Origin of the sequence: Fibrobacter sp. UWR2 (assembly GCF_002210285.1) — a bacterium.
Classification (GTDB): Bacteria; Fibrobacterota; Fibrobacteria; order Fibrobacterales; family Fibrobacteraceae; genus Fibrobacter.
Map to the genome: position 1 here is coordinate 22,182 of NZ_MWQE01000009.1, position 18,867 is coordinate 41,048.

12 protein-coding genes are annotated in these 18,867 nt (G+C 46.8%); 2 read left to right on the plus strand and 10 right to left on the minus strand.

Annotated elements, in window-relative coordinates; all coding sequences use genetic code 11:
* Position 1: 1 nt before the first annotated feature.
* From B7994_RS11330 to B7994_RS11380, 10 genes are all read right to left on the minus strand, one after another.
* Positions 2–2,821, minus strand: a complete 2,820-nt coding sequence (locus tag B7994_RS11330; RefSeq protein WP_088638581.1) for an AAA family ATPase — start codon at positions 2,819–2,821, stop codon at positions 2–4.
* Positions 2,818–3,990, minus strand: a complete 1,173-nt coding sequence (locus tag B7994_RS11335) for an exonuclease SbcCD subunit D (protein ID WP_088638680.1) — start codon at positions 3,988–3,990, stop codon at positions 2,818–2,820. The genes B7994_RS11330 and B7994_RS11335 overlap by 4 nt, the downstream gene beginning before the upstream one ends.
* A gap of 38 nt (positions 3,991–4,028) precedes the next feature.
* The gene (locus B7994_RS11340; protein ID WP_088638582.1) at positions 4,029–7,235 is read right to left on the minus strand and encodes a radical SAM protein; all 3,207 of its coding nucleotides are present in this window, start codon (positions 7,233–7,235) and stop codon (positions 4,029–4,031) included.
* Positions 7,202–8,830 (minus strand): glycosyltransferase family 2 protein, encoded by a 1,629-nt coding sequence (locus tag B7994_RS11345; protein WP_144063859.1) that lies wholly within the window; start codon positions 8,828–8,830, stop codon positions 7,202–7,204. Before B7994_RS11345 ends, B7994_RS11340 begins: the two co-directional genes overlap by 34 nt.
* On the minus strand, positions 8,811–9,440 hold the full coding sequence (locus B7994_RS14475) for a queuosine precursor transporter (protein WP_088638584.1): 630 nt from the start codon (positions 9,438–9,440) through the stop codon (positions 8,811–8,813). Before B7994_RS14475 ends, B7994_RS11345 begins: the two co-directional genes overlap by 20 nt.
* Positions 9,441–9,503: 63 nt before the next feature.
* Entirely contained in the window at positions 9,504–9,746 is a 243-nt protein-coding gene (locus tag B7994_RS11355; protein ID WP_088638585.1) for a hypothetical protein, read from the minus strand.
* Between the two features lie 317 nt (positions 9,747–10,063).
* Positions 10,064–13,273, minus strand: a complete 3,210-nt coding sequence (locus B7994_RS11360) for a hypothetical protein (protein WP_088638586.1) — start codon at positions 13,271–13,273, stop codon at positions 10,064–10,066.
* A 146-nt stretch (positions 13,274–13,419) separates the two neighbouring features.
* Positions 13,420–14,166, minus strand: a complete 747-nt coding sequence (locus B7994_RS13955; protein ID WP_144063860.1) for a hypothetical protein — start codon at positions 14,164–14,166, stop codon at positions 13,420–13,422.
* Positions 14,167–14,182: 16 nt separating this feature from the next.
* Positions 14,183–15,520, minus strand: a complete 1,338-nt coding sequence (locus tag B7994_RS11375) for a radical SAM protein (RefSeq protein WP_088638589.1) — start codon at positions 15,518–15,520, stop codon at positions 14,183–14,185.
* Positions 15,521–15,792: 272 nt separating this feature from the next.
* Positions 15,793–16,596, minus strand: coding sequence for a hypothetical protein (locus B7994_RS11380; RefSeq protein ID WP_144063861.1), 804 nt, complete (start codon positions 16,594–16,596; stop codon positions 15,793–15,795).
* 89 nt (positions 16,597–16,685) lie between these two features.
* Here B7994_RS11380 and nadA point away from each other — a divergent pair, with 89 nt between their 5' ends.
* Both nadA and mnmA read left to right on the plus strand, forming a co-directional pair.
* Positions 16,686–17,702: a quinolinate synthase NadA gene (nadA, locus tag B7994_RS11385; protein ID WP_088638591.1), complete on the plus strand. Its 1,017-nt coding sequence runs from the start codon at positions 16,686–16,688 to the stop codon at positions 17,700–17,702.
* An 11-nt stretch (positions 17,703–17,713) separates the two neighbouring features.
* Positions 17,714–18,805, plus strand: coding sequence for a tRNA 2-thiouridine(34) synthase MnmA (gene mnmA, locus B7994_RS11390; RefSeq protein WP_088638592.1), 1,092 nt, complete (start codon positions 17,714–17,716; stop codon positions 18,803–18,805).
* Positions 18,806–18,867: the final 62 nt, after the last annotated feature.

An 18,867-nucleotide genomic window follows, 5' to 3' on the forward strand; every position in this document is an offset into this window, starting at 1 on the left:
GCTACACCTCGATTTTCACGCGGCTGATATTGTTCGCGTCTTTCTGCACGCGCACGTTCTTGTCTATCCTGTTTTCGAGCCCTTCCACGTGGCTGATGATGCCCACGAGGCGGTTGCTGCCGGCCAAGTTCTGCAACGTGTCGATGGCAACCCTCAGGATTTCTTCGTCGAGCGAACCAAAACCTTCGTCGATAAACATCGTATCGAGTTCGATTCCGCCTGCAGAACTCTGCACCTCGTCGGCAAGGCCGAGCGCAAGCGATAGAGAAGCCAAGAAGCTCTCGCCGCCGCTGAGCGTTTTCACCTCGCGCTGCTTGCCGCAGGTATGGTCGATTACGTTCAGGTCGAGCCCGCTCTGGCTGCGTTTATTGGAGGCCTGCCCGCGACGTACCAGCTCGTATTTCCCGTTGGAGAGCCGCAAAAAGCGAGTGTTCGCCTTGCGCAGGATGCGGTCCAGGTACGCGCCCTGCACGTAGGTTTCGAGCATCATCTTGTCCTTGCCGGAGAGCGTTCCGTTCACCGTATCGGAAAGGTTCTCGACCCACGCGCGCTTTTTCAGGAGTGCACCCAGCTTTTCGGCAACACCGCGAATATCCTTGAGCGCGCGCCTGTTCTGCTCGAGCCTCCCCGAAACAGTTTTCCACGATTGCGTGAGCGCCTGCTGTTCATCGGCGAGCGCCTTGCACTTGTTTTCCAGTTCTTCGAGGTTGTACTGCGGAGCATCTTTCAGCTGGCCTTCGAGCGATTTCACCTGGCCTTCGAGTTCCTTCAAGTTCTCCTTGCACCCATTCAGCTTTTCGGTCGCAAGCTTGATTGCGCTTTGAATGCCGGCAACTGCGTCCTGCTTTTCGCGGATGACCTTCTCCGCATCGGCCTTGCCCGCATACGGGAGCTTTTTCGCCGCATCCTCGGCATGCTTTTTCTGCGTTACAAGTTCCGCCTCGGCCGCCGCGACATCCTTCGCTAGTTTTTCGTTTTCAGTGCGGCTCCTCTCGTGCTGCTCCTTCATTTCGGGCAGCGTTTTTTCCAGTTCAGCCTTGCGGGCCGCACGAACATTCTCGGCATTGAGTTTCGCCACGACTTCGGCCAACTGCGATTTTACGCTGTCGAATTCCGCACGGATTTTTTCCTTGCATTCTTCAACAGTGCATTCACCAAAGAGTTCCGCAAGTTTTTTCCCGAGTTCTTCGCGCTTGGCATCGCGCGCGGCCTTCGCCTTGGAAGCTTTGCCCGCCTTAGTATTCCATGCCTCAAGCAATTTTGCGACATTGCGCTTGAGTTCCTCGAGTTCCGCCTGCGTCGGCGCCTCTACCGACTTGCAAGCCTTATGCGGGTGCGCCGTAGACCCACAAACCGGGCAGGGAGTGCCTTCTTCGAGCGTTTCGGCCAGAATGCCCGCCTGCTCATTCAAGAAAGCACGATTCTTCGCTTCGTAAATATCATTACTTTGTCTATACTCCTTGTCGGCATCGAGGTATTCATCTTGAGCATCGCGGAGAGCGGTTTCGGCATCATCGAGTTCCTTTACCGTACCGCCCACCTGCACAAGCTGGTTCTTGCGATTCTTAAGAGATTCCAGTTGCGCATCGAGTTTCGCCTTGTTCTCGCCCGCATCCGAAAGCCCCTTGAATTCTTCTTCGAGCTTCTGGATTTCGCTGTTCCTTTTTTCGAAATCCTCCTTTCTGGATTCAAGCGATTCCTTGGCCCTCGCAAACTCGCGCTCCTTGACCTTTATATTACTGCGGGCTTCTTCGAGCTGGCCGTATTCCGGCAACGAGTTCCTTAAAGTCGTGACCTCTTCCTGCAATTTTTCGCATTCGGGCCTACGCGCCTCAGCCGCCGTGAGTGCCGCCGTAAGCGGCTCAAGATCCGGCAAACGCTCAGCGTGATTCTTTTTCGCCTCGTCAAGCGACTTGCGTGCATTCTCTATATTCTGCGCCTTGCCGAGTTCCTGATTCATCGCAGTCATACGCGCCGCGTAACCGTCGAGCCCATTCTTCATCGCATCGACAGCGGCAGAATCTTCGTTCACGACCTTCTCAAGCAAATCGCAGAATTCGCTCCAGTCAGCAATGCGCCTTTCCGCAGCGAGATTCTTGGCAGCCTCGATGTCAGAGGCAAAAGCAGACTTCTCGTCACATGATACATGCGACACCGTTACACAGGCAAACGATTCGCTTTCGCCGCACATGTTCTTCAATTCCAGCGCCTGCCTCTTGATGGCTTCCTGCAACTTCTCGAACTTGTCTGTCTTGAAAAGCTGGCGGAAAATATCGATGCGTTCGTCCGTCGTCGTGAGCAGCAACTTCAAGAAGTCGCCCTGCGCAATCATCGCAATCTGTGAGAACTGTTCGGCATTCACCCTGATGATATCGCGCACCGCATCCGTCACCGCCTTGTCACCGCTTACCGTACGGCTCGCAGGGCCAACCTTTCCGCTGCCCTCGGGGTAATAGAAAGTCGCCGAAGCGCTCTCCTTCGTCATGCCATCGCCGCGCATCTTGGGCCGTTCGTATTCCGGATTGCGCACCACACGGTATTCCCTGCCCGCATAGGCAAACGTCAAGTCCACAAACGTCGGCGTATCAGGCGTCGCATTCAGACAACGGAAATGCTTGGCATAGTCACCGCTCGCATTGCGGCTGCTCCCGCTCGCCGTCCCGAAAAGCGCAAAAGAAATCGCATCGAAAATCGTCGTCTTGCCGGCACCCGTATCGCCCGAAATCAAAAAGAGCCCGCTCGTCCCGAGCTTGTCCAGCTCGATCACAGTCTTTTCGGCATACGGGCCAAATGCAGAAATCACAAGCCTGGTAGGTCTCATGCGTTACCTCCCCAGATGCTGCTGATTAAATCTTGAACAAATTCACTTTCTTCCGGTTTCATCGGGCGGCCGTTGCGGCCCTCGAAAAACTCACCGAAAAGTTCCATCGGTTTCTTTTCGTCGACAGATTCCGCAACGCCGACATCCGCATGGTTGCGCGTACGCTCGTTGTCGTAGGCGAGCATCATCAAGTTCGGGTAAATACCGCGCAGCTTCTGCGCCGCATCGGGCACGTCGTTTTCGTCGGTGAGTTTGATGTACACAAAATCATCAAGCTTGTTGCCCGCGGCAACCTGCGCATTCCGGAATTCCGGAGAAACGATTTCGGCAAAAGTCCCGCGAATTTCACGCACATCGTGCAACGGCACCAGCGGGATTTCTCGAATCAAATTCTTGCCCGCGCTCAGTTCCACCACCGTGAGCGACTTCTTGTGAACCGCCTCCGAAAGCGAATACTTGAGTGGAGTGCCGCTGTAACGCGCACGCACCGTGCCATCATCGCCCTTCAGCACATTCTGCGGCTTGTGTATGTGGCCGAGCGCCACGTAATCAAACGCGGCAAAAACCGTAGCATCCACATTGTCGAGCCCGCCCACGTTTTCTTCGGACTCGCTGCGTTCCGCGCCCGTCACGAACTGGTGAGCCAGCAGCACATTCCTGCGCCCCGGCGTAAAATGCACCTGCGCGAGGGCAGCCTTCACGGCCGATGTATAATCCTTCACCGCATCGCGCTCCTCGTCGGTCACAAGATTCGCGCGCACTGTCACCGGCCGCACGAACGGCAACATCCAAACGTCCACCTCGCCTTCACTGTCGCTGAGCGTGACCGGCACAAATTTCCCGTCGTAAACCTGAGACACGTGTACGCCGCTCTTTTCCATGAGCCGCCCGCCAAACGCAATACGCTCCGCCGAATCGTGGTTTCCGCTCAGCACGAACGTGCGCACCTTCCTCGCGGCAAGCTCCACCAGAAAGTCGTCAAGCACCGCGACCGCCTCGGCCGACGGCACCGGCTTGTCGTAAACGTCGCCCGCAATCAGCACCGCATCGGGCTTCTCGCTATCCACGGCCTCCAAAATGCGCGCCAGTATATGCCGCTGCTCGTCGAGCATCGAATGCTCGCACACGATTTTACCAATGTGCAGGTCGGCCGTGTGGATAAACTTCATCTTTTTGTCCTTTACCACTACAATTTAAATAATTGCAGCTACCCTTCTTGATGATTATACTCCTCATACAGGCGCTCCCATGTAGGGGAAATTACTTCTCTAAACGAGTCCTTTTCACAGCGAGGTAGAAAATCGCCATGAGAATTGGAATAATGCTTGAAATTTCCGCATAACCTGCAGTATTTTTCGAAGTGCTCCTTTATAACGGATTCCGTCAATTCTGCAAGCGATTTCACGCCCTCTCCATCACCTAAGACTCTCGAAATTCCTCCACAAACGGAACAACCATAATATCCGTTCTTATTCAATCCTATTCCACAATACGACGCGACCCAACATGCCTTCTGGTAATCCTCGTCTTTGAAATTAGGATCGTCTATAGGGGCATCGGCAAACGGGGTGAAATATCCGATTTCATTGTCATCTTTTGAAGATTCATAATCTATACGAACATTCTTAAAGGACTTAATCTCTTCACAGATATTTCGAGACTGTACTGTATAACGGTTTGATACGACTTGGATGACAACATCGTTATTGAACGCATCGGCGTATTCCGTCTGCAAAATTCCTAGAATATCCTTGAGTTGGGGGTGCAGCGTCGGCTCTCCACCAAGAATGTTTATCAATTTCCATTTGATATTGAGTCGTATACTTTCTTCGACAAATCTCTTGATATCCTGAAGACCCATACGTTCCCTTGATGGAGCCTTCCCGCAAGACCTGTTGCATCCCTTGCATTTCAAGTTGCAATCAAAGGTGATGTCTATTTCAATTTTGTCCATCTGCGGGAAAAATGTCTTACGCTTCTTGTATACGTTTTGAGGCGAAAGCTTATCCTTTCTAAGTATTTCCTTGATGCAGCGTTCCTTTATATCTCTATTCGCATCCCTATTCTCGTAATCCCTTTCGTAATAGTAGTTTATGAAGTCCATCTGATATGGGGATTCGCTCATCTCTACGATGGGTACCATAATCGCATAGTCGTCACATTTCTCAAACCATTTTCGCTGCGAAAACTTAGTTTCGCCATTGTTATACATAAAGTACGATAAAGGAATTGAATCAAAGAGGTATTTCCTGAACGTCTTCAAATGCTGCCATACATTGCCCCCATACTTTCGCGGATCCATAAAGTCTACGGGATAACGGTAATGAGGCTGGATTCTGTAAGTCTGGTGGACTCGACCACAGGTTGTATCCACGCCCCACATGGCATATTTCTTGTAAACATCATATAGGGCGTCTTTCCCAATCAAGGCATCATCGGCATCTACCATGACGATTATAGAATCAGGATTACTGCAGTAGTTGTGCAGTGCGAGGTACTCGCATTGCAGTTTCTCTAGCCTAGTACGTCCCTTTATGAAGGTTATTCTGTCTGAATAAGGCTTAATCAAGTAGTCGATAAAATACTGAATCCCATTGTCGGAACAGTCATCATAAAGAATAATGCTAAAATCCTGAAAACGCTGGCTCATTAACGAGCACCAAAAACGAAGGAACCTCTCGATAGAAACATTCCTAAGACAAGAGAGAACAACCATTTTCTCATTGCGTTTGGGGAAACTCCAATCAAAGAAGGATCCCTCGCAATCAAAGTGATTTATCTGTTTGTCCAGAATATAACCCTGCTCAATCCTGTCCAGTATATTCATCCAGCTATAGGGCTTTGTTTTCCTGTAGTTTTGGGGATGAATGTAGAAGCTTCTCTTGTCCCCACCACGAATGGAACAATATCCCGTTTGCTTTTGATACTGCTCCATGGACCTATACCAGGTTAGCCTCAATTTGCCGTTTTCATCTGTACTATTAGGGTAAGGGCGTAAGCCGAACATTCGCTTCTTATCAAATAAACCCATTCTTACTTCTGGCACAAAGCCACCCTCTTCAAAACCAAAATACGGATTGCTTTGGGAAACCGGTATGTTGAACCCGACTGAAATGACTTTTTCGTTTGATTCCAGTTCGTTTAACATATCATTCATGAACGAATGACCATAATCGGATCGACCTATCATTACATCACTATCCATTTGCAGGATGTAATCGCCTTCGCAGTTCTCGAAAGCATACAGCTGTGACGCAATCGGAACACCTTTTATGGAATGAGTCTCCTTTGTCGCTATTCCGAACCACCGTTGGTTTATCGCCTCGGCCTGATTAGCATCAAAGAGAACTATCCTGTCGATAACGCCTTCATTCCTTAGCTTTTCTGTAATTGCAATGACATCGTTCAGGTTTCCTTCTGCAGTATATTGACGTACAAAATCACATTCGCGGCAATCAATAGAAACGACCACCTCATGGAAGTAGTTTGGACAGGATAACTGGCGTACGATATGGCGAATATTGGATTCAATCGTGAACACATCCTGGGCACACGTCTTGATTAGCAGGGAAACCTTTTTGCGAAGAGGGGTGATTTTTCTAAAGCCAAGAGCAATTCTTTGGGGAACAAAGGTGTTGTTGCTACTTAATTTCGGTTCGTCAACCTGAATATCCGATAAGTACAGATGTTCCCGGATTTTTGAAAAGAACAGATAATCAAGATTGCAAATTTCAGCGCAGCTGTATATCTCGTAAATTAATCCTGATTGCTGGTTAATCTTGAGAGAATGTATTACCGGGCCAGACTCCTCGTAAATGATGTTGGAGAAAATCTTGTTGACGAATTCCCTAAAACCATCTAATTCCGGCAAATCGAAGTTGTTAATCGCACTCCGCTGCAATTTCTTTAATCGGGGATTATCCTGCTCATGAATGAAGATAAACATGCGCGCACAGGCATTTAAGAAAAAGTCGTCATTGTAATACTTGCACCCATCAAGATCTATTAGCTTTATGGTTCCATTTACTCGAATGAAATTTTCCCGCTTGCAATCCTGAATAATCACCTTCTTCTGCCAGCATTCCGTCAAGAACTGGATTGCGTCTTTTTCTGAGAAATACCCAACAGGTTCTGAGGCCTCATAGGGATACTTTTCAATAAACAGACCTTCAAACTCTAAGACCTCATCCAAATGGTAAAAGGACTTGTATTCTTTTTTGTCAAAGAAGAAGGTCAAATGACGGTAGGTATACCACTTGTCACCGCCCTCAAAGAACGGAAGGATTACCTTGTATACATAGTTCGCATCATGAAAGACGACTCCTTCATAGCCTTGGCCTAAATATTCCAAATCGTCTAGGCCCATTTTTTTCAAAATTTCTAGTGCACGCTGCTTTCTTTCTTCATTTTGCATAAGCCTAAGCCTCGTTGATAAAGTTCCTTTCGTGTTTCCAGATAGAGAGCGAGTCTCTTGTTGTCTGCGGTTATCTTACCATTCAAATTGTAAATCGTCAGTAGCACATCCTCTGCAATAGCGATTTTATAATCGTTATCGCCAAGTAGCAAATCAACTAGAAGAAAATGGTCCTCGGCACTATTCTTTGCAGGATAGTCGCGCAGGCATCTTTTCGACATGAATACATTACACGACGGTAGTTCTGCTTCGGCAATACCATTCGACATATCCCTCAGCCGGTTTATTAAATAATCACTGTCAAGGAGATCCTTCGTAGCGCGATTCACCCGACTTATCACCTCTTCATTCAAACGCAAGTAGTTACCGGCTAGTACGACATCAGCACCGCTCTGTTCTTGAACCTGTTCGATTCTTGACAGAACGAGATTACCTGAATACACGTCATCGCAATCAAGCCGTCCAATCAGTTCTACATTACCGAAGTATTTCCTAATATAGGCATGAATATCATTTCGTGTCTTGTACGTAGCATTGTTCTTTACACGGATTACCATCACGTTTGTCAAAGCCAAAAGGTCCGAGACTTCTTCTTCCCAGCCATCGTTAGAATCATCGTCCGCAATCAATACCCATAGATGGCTAGAAAGATTTTCTTGATTGAGAACGGACCGAAGGCTCCGTCTGATGGTTTTGCGCCCATTGTGAAGCGCAATTCCTATCACAATCTTCTTTTCATCAGCCTTCCCATGAACCAAATTGAACAACTTATATATGTTGCTGGAGTCATTATAGTCAAAAAGCTTCTCGGCGCGATGAACCGCCTTTTCGAGCAATTCAGGAGTATAGAGGTGAATGTACTTTTCAAAGAATCGTGTAATGCCGAGACATTTCTTGCCCTTGTCGTAGGTAATGCTACCTTTCCACGCAAAATGGTTCACAAGGACCATCGGTGTAATTGCAAACTGGATCTTTGGAGATAATTGCAAAAGCCGAATAAGCATATCCCGGTCGGTACAAGAGGGTAGCATTTCATCAAAGCCATTAACCCTCTTTAATGTACCCAAACTAAAGAACATATTGCTTCCTTGTATTCCGATATTGCCGCAAAGGAAGTTTTCGATTGTTATGTCGGACTGTTTAAAAATATGCGGTGAAGGGCAATCACTACGTTTTAGATATGCGCAGCAGGCTTCGGGAAGGCGGCCATTCTTATTGAAAAAGGCGTCAATGGTATTACATTGACGTTCCAGATATGTCGATTCCCAGGAATCATCGTCATCAAGGAAAGCGATATAGTCGCAATCAATGAATTGACTTGCATACCATTCTATTCCCGAATTCCAAGCCCCAGTACCAGAACAGCCATGTGTATGGCAATTTTTCAAGTAATGTAGATTCGGATTGTGGTAGGAATTGAGCTTTGCCACTAATTCATCGCTAAAATGAGTATTATCGTTGTCATCAACGACGAGGACGCAGTCTGGTTTGACGGATTGCGACAAAACGGATGCCAGGGAACGACCGAACAACAGATCGTTCCTGCACATTGATGTGCTTATAAGGACTCCTATTCTATATTTCTTGGCAATCAATTCTGTTCCTGGTTAGAAGGTAGAAGAACGGAGTATCGCATAGGGCAAGCACGACTTTTGCAATAAAGACGCCCAGAACCATGCTCCAGATGTTGGGAACAACGCCATAAAACGCGATAAAGGAAAAGATAATCGTATCTAGAAATTGGCTAATAATTGTACTGACATTGTTTCGAATAAATTTGAATCTTGGGGAATAGTTCCTTATTTTGTGGAAAATGTACACGTCGGTACTTTGGCTTATTATATATGCGACAATGCTTGCAATAAAGATTCTTGTTGACGTGGAAAAAACTTGGCTGAAAGCACTGGAGTCATAAGGTGATGGCAAAAGGAGTGCCAGGCGGGTTAATACACAGGCCACAATTAGGCAAATGAACCCGAACTGGACGATCCTGTTCGCGACCTTCCTTCCATATAGTTCTCCTATAACGTCGGTCATCAAGTATGTTAAGGCATAGCCGACCGTTGCTGAGGGCATTTCTAGGCCGCATACGCAGATGACTTTCGACGCAAGAAAGTTCGACGAAAGCAAGCCTGCCGTAAATAGGCATGAGCAGGCGATGAGGAAATAGATTTGGCGATTTTGGGATGGATTGAGTTGAAGCATATGTCAATAGGGTAAAAAGGTTATTTTTTTGTAATATATATTTACATTCAGAAAAGTGGAAGTTTAGGCGATGATTACGCCCGTCTGGATGAGGAACGCACGAATATAGTGGTTATATTCGCGTTCGAGCACCTTGAAGGTGTTTCCGTTGCTCGGTGTTATCGCGACAACCAGCGCCTTACGGCTAGTTGGGGCCTTGTGCTTCAGGATGGAATGCTTGCCACCCCGATAGTAGTTCCAGCGTCCGCTCCTGATGAGGGCGTTGCAGAAATCGTTAATTCGCTTGTCGGCTGAGATGTAGATCATTGGGTACCTCGCTTGGGTAAAATTTTGCGTTGAAGATGTGTTTGGAAACATCCCGTCCGGTTGGAACGGAATTCTAGGCGTTTGGAGAGGCAGAAATGCAGCTACAGACAAAACGCCAAAAACCACGTCGGTGCTACACCTACGTGACTATCCCCTGGTGAGGTCTAAGACTGGTTTTTCATCATTTTGAACTCCTTGCTGGCTGTTACGAAAAAAAAGCAGAGAGTTACAACTAACAGCAGTTCAATGATGTATTCGTAATATATAAAAACTTTTTCGGAAAAGCAATAGGGGAAAGAAAAAAAATCCGACTCGCGCTATTTATTGGTCAAATCGACTTCTGCCATCTGTATCAGCACCTTTATCAAGTACAGTTTACTTTCATAGCCATAAAGGTCAAAAAAGTTGACATCGTCATCTATAACATTCTCTACATTAACTGCATTAGGCTCCGTCCCTATTTTTACACGACAGATATTGGCAACGCCGAACATCGTATTTAAAAAGTTCCGCAGTTCCTCTTCAAAAGGATAATTCTCTATGCACTTGCCTATTTTTTTCAGAATCGGCCTGTCAATGAGCAATTCGCCCTGATCATTGATTATCTCCTTATTTCCCTTTCTTAACTCATTGGTTTTATTTATCACTTCTTCTAGTATTTGGGGATTATTAATTTCTTTCGAAATATTTTCACTAAATTTGTCAAGTACCTTTGACTGCACTATATGGTCTTTCAATCTCGAAAAATACTTGTCACACAACCTAACCCATGAAAGTGAGTCTGTATCTATGTTACAATCGTATTTGATATTCAGTTTCCTAGATGACGAATAATAAATATCACTTAAAGAATCCGCAAAGGCAAAATATTCTTCGAGGGAAAAATCGTCCTTCTTCAATACCTCAAGGGCTTCCGCTATTTTATTCTGCAATTCCTCGTCATTACTTTCAATATCTTTCAGTAATTTTGAAATCGTTGTTAATACGGCCGATAGTTCGGTAAGGAATTCCTTTGAAAGGGAAGGCGTATTCTTGGCATAGAATGATTTCCACTCATCAGGGACATCATTAAGAGGAACCTGGTACACTGTATAAGGTGGTGGACCTTCCCTTTTTACCTTTGAATTGACATCCATTTCATAAAATAACTTAACAATCTCGTCCAAAGGAGTTTCAGTATCCATGTTGTACATTTGTTCTTTCCAATACATTCTTTCTGCCAAGGATATCGACCTATCAGAGTTGGAAGTTTTTATCATCAGCATCACTCTACCAAGTATGTAACACTGGTTTGAGAAGGAAACTTTATTTCGCACTATATTAATAAAGTTAATACGATTTAAGCAATCAATAAAGGATGACAGTTTTTCAAGATTTAGTCTTATTTCTTGCTCATTTGTATTTTTTGATTTCAAGTCGAACAAGAGTAGCAGCAAATCAATGCAATAGTCCTTCTTCAGCAAGCCTTCTGTAAACTTGAATTTCGAGTAATGAGTAGCCATGTTTCGTTCTTCATTCAAGTATACACTGCTTGTAAAATTTGAATAAAGTTGCCTATAATAGTTGTCATAGGAGAATATTATTTTACCGCATTCCAATTGCAATAGCTTCGTATCGGTCTCTGGGAATACTTTACATGTAACTGTTCTAGAAAAGAACTGGTTTTCAAATGTTGGACTTTTTTGCGCAAGGCTAATTGAGAAACCGTTGTCAATATTTTCCATCAACTCCGTTTCTTTTAATAACTTTTTATCCCTCCTCTTCGCTAGGGATTCCAGTTCCTTGAAATCCTTGGAATAATAGCCAAATGTCTTATCTCGCTGCGCATCTATAAAGTTGATTATTTGGATCAAGGTTGTATACCGAGGTTCTCTTGCATAGGAATTAATGCTATGTATTAAGAATAGAGCCGTCTCGGTCGGATGGAAAGCGGTTTTCTGAAATTTTTCAAAATCAATGGTTACAGAACTCTTTGGAAGTGATTTAGACAAGATTTCATTGAATATGACAGTCTGTTTTTTTGTCGATTTCCACGAACCATCATAGAGTGCTTCATACAATAAATCCTTAATTCTAAGGGTATAAAAAGAATCATTTGGAGGAAATGTCGTCTTTTGATCAATGTCCTTGACAAAATCAAATAACGCGAAGAAGAACATCTTCTGCAACCGTAGTAAAGCCTCCCTCTCTATATACTTCTTTTGTATAACCTCCTGAAAATCAGTATTCTTCCATGTAGCCACAACAACAGACGCACTAGGAGAAATATTAATCTGCTTTGTTGCAGCCTTTGGAGTGTTTGCTTCTTCTAGAAACAGCTTGCAATACTTTTTATATTCAAAGAAATGAGACGTCCAATAAAGTAAGAACGAAATACACGGCCATTTTTGAAATAAGGTTTTGTCAAAAGAAAAAACGTTTCTGAAAACTTTGCCCAATGCGACAGGATTGACGTTTTTCTCTATTCCATATGCCGCCTTCACTAGTGAAATAAAGTTCATCAACTTATTTCGTTTGCCTTTATTATAATCTGTATCAACAATTCTACTTCTGTCCTTACTTAAATATATAGGATAATTGATAGCGGCGCATATAACCGTTATATTTATTATTTCATTCACGCTTTCAATGGTTGAATAAAAAGCACTTCTTTTTTCTTCATATTTCAAATGCCGGAAAGCTCCATGCTTTTCACTATTGAGTTGAGCAAATTCCGCCTGTGTCCTGTTTGACTTTCTCATGAAATCAAAAAAATACGCAATTATATAGTCATTTATATTCTTGAATAGATATTCCTCGTTACAAACATAAGCACAGTATGTTTCTAGTTCAGATACATTTAGATGATTTTTGCGACGGTCAGATCTATGATTTTGCTTGTTATATAGCCATAATTCAAAAGGGTAATATTCTTCGGTGCATTCTCCAGTCAATACAAAATTCTTATACTCCTGTAGCCTAGCGTTATACCAGGGGTCATCAAAAGTCAATGGCGTGTGAATGACATCGAAATCTTCGTCAGAGTCTATTCCAAATTCGAAAAATGCAAAATTAATAAAGTTTCTTTTTTCATATTCAGAAATTGTCAAAATGCACTGGGCAATTATTTTCTTTACCTCGTTTATTGCGTTTCTTATTTTGTCGTTCAGCAATGAATTTGAGTGATGATGTTTGGTAATAAAAATAAGCAAACTATATAGGCAGAAGAACAAATCTGAAGCAAAGTCATAGTATTCTCGGAAGAGAAGTCTGTTGTCATCTTCGCTAACGTTATCATCCCATTGCGGGAATGCGACTTTCTTTATCTTTTTAAGAGATTGCAATGTTGCTATGTAGAAAAGATTAAAGAAATTAACTGAATACCCAAATCCATCTGCAATCAAGATCCTATTACGGATTTTTAAATCGCCACAATTCTTGTGAATCTCGATAATATGACGGTAGCACTCCAGAAGGTCACTATGCGCCTTGCCGATGATCTCTAAAGATAGATCGATAGCGTCTTTGCCTTGATTTTGCCCATCCATAATTCATTTCCCTTACATTTACTGTTTAACCATAGACTTACACTTGTAAATCTATCCTTTTTTGCCTAGGAATGGAGAGCAAAAAAACGCATTTCTCCATTCAACGGAGAAATGCATCGTTCTTTATTGCACCTATCTAGCTACAACTAAAGAATGAACGGGCAATAGGGAACGTTCACCAGGCAGGGACCAAGCTGGCCATCGGCGGCACATGGCCCAACATCAAGCGCACAGGCGTTTCCGAGGCAGCCCTTTGCTGCACACGCTCCAGTAGCGGCTGCGCATGCATCTCCAACGCAGCCTGCGCCAGCACACACATCTGCTTTTGCTCCACAGGCATCCCCCGTACAACCTGTTCCCGTCCCGGCCCCTGCATGGCCGCCACAGCCCTCGACAGCGCACGCTTCTGCAGCACAGGCATTCGCGTCTGCAGCGCATGCCGCGCCTCCACATGCATCGCCACCACAAGCGCTTGCTTTCGCTCCACATGCAGCACCGCCACACGCATCGGCAGCGCAAGCACCTGCATATCCACCGCAGACATAGCCACCACACACGTTAGTCGGGCAAGCCGTCGCATCGGCTGCGCAACCCGCGCCAGCGCACGATCCGCGAAGAAGTGTCCGGGACTTCTTTTGGAAAGGTATCACGACCACCTTGTTACCGTCCAAATCGATCTGGACATTTTTCAGAACAGAAATCAAATCAACAATCTTATTGATTTCCTTCAGCTGTTCCACCAAGACGACAGGCGAACCCTTGCAGGTAGCCGTTGTTCCATCCGGAGTTACCGAAAAGCAGATGATTTCGTTTTTGCGGGTACGTGCGCGAAGGGTCAAATCTAGCCCCTGCGTGATGTAGCCGTTTCTGTCTACTTGATTGATTTCCTTCATATCATGACTCCTTTTATTAATGGTGAAATTTTTTTAGATAGAGGCGCAGTCTATTTTCCAAATCGAACTTGATCGATGGGCATGGCGTAAGGGCCGAGTTTCCCGAATAGTTTTCCTTGAACAAGAAACGGTACGTACACATTCCCATGCAATTTGGCATAATCCTGCAATCCAGGCATTCCTGTTCTACAAAAGGAGACCAAGACGTCCAATCCTTCCCTGCGTCCCTTAGATTGAATTTCTCGTCAGCTATGTTCCCAATTTTGTACTTGTCTACAGAAACAGTTTCCCAACATTTGTGAATATCGCCGTTCGGGCAGATTACAAGGCCGTTCTCCTTGGCCGCCCCACAGACTCCCATTAAATGAGGCGGCAGCGTAATGTTGCACAAGCCATTCTTATAGGCATACTCAATGAGCTTGGTTTCGATTTCTGCATAATGAAGCGCCTCCAAGGTATAAGCCGAAACATGCTTACACATTGTTGTCGACGCATGAATCGGGGCAAAGTACATCGAAATATTTTTAACGCCCTTCAGTTCACGGGCGACTTCATCAATCAGCCTATAGCATTGCGCTTCGTTGCGGGAATCCACATTCACGCGGAATGTCGTCGCAATAGGTGATTCTGATTGATATTTCCTTACGTTCTCCATTATCACATCAAAAGACCCACGATTATCCGACTTGAAGAAGCGGACCTTATCGTGAACATCCTTAGGCCCATCAAGCGTTATCTGAATCCAGGAAATTCGGCATTCCCTAAAGGCGTCCATATTTTCGGACTTGAGCAGGGATCCATTGGTGATTATGGAGGCCTTGTACGCGATACCCTTCTTTGTACACAGGTCAATCATTCGCCTAGATAAGCCCCTTATAACGTCCATTCCAAGCGTAGGCTCGCCACCAAACCAGGTCACATTCAGATTTTGAAGTTCCGTACAGTTAGATTCCAGCCAATGCATAACGCCATCCTGCGTTTTTGCATTCATAATGGAACTTTTCTTGTCGGCACCTTCGAAGCAGTAATTGCAATTAAAGTTGCACGAAAGAGTCGGAAGAATTGTCATTGTCAATGACTGCTTCCCTGTTTTCACCGACAAAAACTTCTCTTTTATTCGTTCGCGCTCATCGGCATCGACAGGAATTATGAAATTATTGATTAGGCACCTATCCAAGAAATCAAGCTTTGAAGCCTCCAAGTCAGCAGGGACGCCCTCACTAACAATTTTCTCCAGAAAGTCATACTCGTCGTGCGATAAAACCGCAAGGGAGTTGCCCAAAGTATTATACACTGCAATGTCATCGCCTTCGGCGATAAGGATATTGTATCTTGAAAAGTTGTATTTGGTCATAATAAGTTTAGATGAAAAATTTCGTACAAACTTAATAATATTTTTGTAACGTATTATGACACGGCAAGTAAGCCCATTTTTGCCAAAAGTTTATCATAACCAAACAATGTTCAACGCCAATTGAATATGGGCAAGCAATTGTAATTTGTATGTATTACTTTAGATAAGTTAATTTTCGCCCGTATTTTTTTGTAATTTTTTCAACACATTGGTTTTTAGGCGAATTTGAAGGTCAGAATGCCGTATTTTTTGTATTCGGATATTCCATCGGCCTACTTAAAAACATACCCCACGCCGAATTTTGCGGCATAGTGGCGGTAGTCGGGGTTCACGAGGGTCATCGCAACGCCCCCGCTCACTTCCCAGTGGGTGTTGAATCGATACCCGGCCATAATGTAATGCGTGTCTATCGACGGTGTGGCAAGGCCCTCATCGCCAGCCTCGACGGCCGGGGAATACGAGCTCAGGCTATAGCTCAAGAAAAAGTCCTCGATCATGATAGTCGCATACAAGCCCATGAATAGCGAGGCGTAAAAATCGGTATCCGTCCCGCCGATAGATTTCCAGTCATCACTGTCGGAGCACGGGTAAACATCGCACTCTTCGCCGTCCACGGTTATCGTGGTATACTGGTGGAATGTGCCCATAAATATGCCGGCTTCGAAAAATCTCGTGTTGAAACCAAGTTTCAGGTGGTGGTAAATTCCGTCATCGTAACCGACGCCCAGGCCCCAAATAAAAAAACTCGTTTTCTGGAACCATTCGAACGATGCGTTCAGATCACTGCCGCCCAATTCGTAGATTCCTTTCGCGGTGAATTCCCGAGTGGGCTGCATCAGCGAATCGGCGCTGTAGTTCGAATACGACCCGCTCACCACCATGGTTTCCTTCGGGCTGAAAAGGTACGACCCGGAAAAACGGAATGTCGAGGAATGGGGTTCGAGGTACCCGCGTACGCCTTCGACTTCGGGAGCCTCGGCTGCATCGACGTGGAAACTGGTAATACGCGTACGCGTACACCCCGTGGCAAGTAGGCACAGGGCAAGACATACGGATATGTACACCATTCGTCTCATGGGAGCTCCTTCTAATACTATATCTAATATTATATAATTTTTTTATGACATTGGATAGCCCAAGCGCATTTTCTATATTTTAGTCCACTATGACCGCGGACGAACTCTTCAACAGATTGAACAAGATCCAGCCGGGTGCGGTGCTCTGCCACTACACCCGTGAAAAAGTCGAACAGATGCTCCCGCTGATCAACGAGATCAACGAGCGCAAGAAAGACCAGGATACTGTCATCCTCGCGCACAGCTACTGCGCACCGGAAATCGTGCTCGGTGTCGCCGACTACACGGGCGACAGCTACAAGCTGAGCGAAGACGCCACGAAGGTCCCACAGAAGACAATCCTCTTCTCCGCAGTCCGCTTCATGGGCGAGACGGCCAAGATCCTGAGCCCCGAAAAAGACGTGCTCATCCCGGGCAAGCTCACGGGCTGCAGCCTCGCCGATTCCATTACCGGCAAGGACGTGCAGGCGCTGCGCGAAAAGTACCCGGAACACGCCTTCATCTGCTACATCAACACCACGGCCGACGTGAAGGCGGCCTGCGACGTGTGTGTCACGAGCGGCAACGTGATGAAGATCGTGGAAGCCTACCCCAACGACAAGATTTGCTTTGTGCCCGACAAGCTCATGGGCCAAAACATCAAGAACGAGATGGAAAGCCGCGGCGTCAAGAAGGACATCGTACTCTACAACGGCAGCTGCTACGTGCACGAGACGTACGATGCCGAACTCATCCAGTTCTTCCGCAGCCAGAATCCGGGCCTCAAGGTGGTGAGCCACCCCGAATGCAACCCCTCTGCGGCGTTCTACAGCGACTTCGTGGGCAGTACCGGCCAGATGGTCAAGTACATCGATGGCCTGCCGCCCAAGAGCAAGGTCCTGCTCCTTACGGAATGCGGGCTCAATGCACGCATGCACTACGAGCACCCCGACATGGAATTCATCGGGAGCTGCAGCATGTGCAAGTACATGAAGTCTAACTCCCTCGAGAACATCCTCGAGACACTCCGCCACCCCGAACAGGCGAACCGCGTGGAACTCGACGAAGATACGCGCGTGAAGGCGAAGAAGTGCATCGACGCGATGTTCCACTACGCGAACCTCTAGGCGGTAAACACATGGCAAAGAAGGTAGCAGTCGGGCTTTCCGGCGGTGTCGATTCGGCACTCGCGGCTTACCTACTAAAACAGCAGGGATATGAAGTCGTCGGCGTTACCATGGCCACATGGGACGGTTCCCTCAACATACCGCACGTAGAAGGCCGCGAGGGCTGCTTCGGCCCTGGCGAGGACATAAGCATCGCCGAAGCGAAGACCGTCGCCGACCGTCTGGGCGTGCCGCATTACGTTGTCCGTGTTTCCGAGGAATACAAGCGCCAGGTGCTCGACTACTTCCGCGCCGAATACCGCGCGGGCCGCACGCCGAACCCGTGCGTGCGTTGCAACCAGAATATCAAATTCGGCGCACTCCACATGGCAGCCCGCCGCATGGGCATTGCCTTCGACTACTTTGCCACCGGGCACTACGCCCGCCTCGATTTCAAGAACCCCGACGAGCCGTTCCTGTATGCGGCGCTCGACCACAGCAAAGACCAGACGTACTTCCTCTCGCGCCTTACCGCAGAGCAACTCTCCACGGTAATCTTCCCGCTGGGCGGCATGACGAAGGTACAGGTCAAAGAACTCGCGAAAGAAATCGGCTGGGACGACTATGCCACCAAAAAAGAAAGCCAGGACTTCTTGGAATGCGGCGACTACTCCGTACTCTTCGACGAATCCGACAACGTGCCGGGTGACTTCGTAGACATGCAGGGAAAGGTGCTCGGCCAGCACAAGGGCATAGTGCACTACACCATCGGGCAGCGCAAGGGCCTGAACATCGGTGGCCAGCCGGAACCGCTCTTCGTGGTGTCCATCGATGCGAAGAAGAACCAGGTGGTGCTCGGCCCCCGCAGCGCTCTCAGCTGCACCGAAGTCTCGGGCGTGGAACTCAACCTGATGGTATCCGAAACCTCGCCGCTCTTGAAGGGCGAACTGACGGCGCACATCAGGCTCGGCCACAGGGGCGCCGTCGCGCGGATTGTCGCGCTCGACACTGCCGCCGGTACCATCCGCGTGCGGTTCGACGAACCGCAGTTCGCCTCCGCACCGGGCCAGATTCTGGTGCTCTACGCCGGCGACGGCATCGTCGCATCGGCAATTATCGCCTAAAAACACGAAGTTTTCTGTTTTTTTTCGTACGTTTCGGTCAATTTCATAATAAATTTTATACA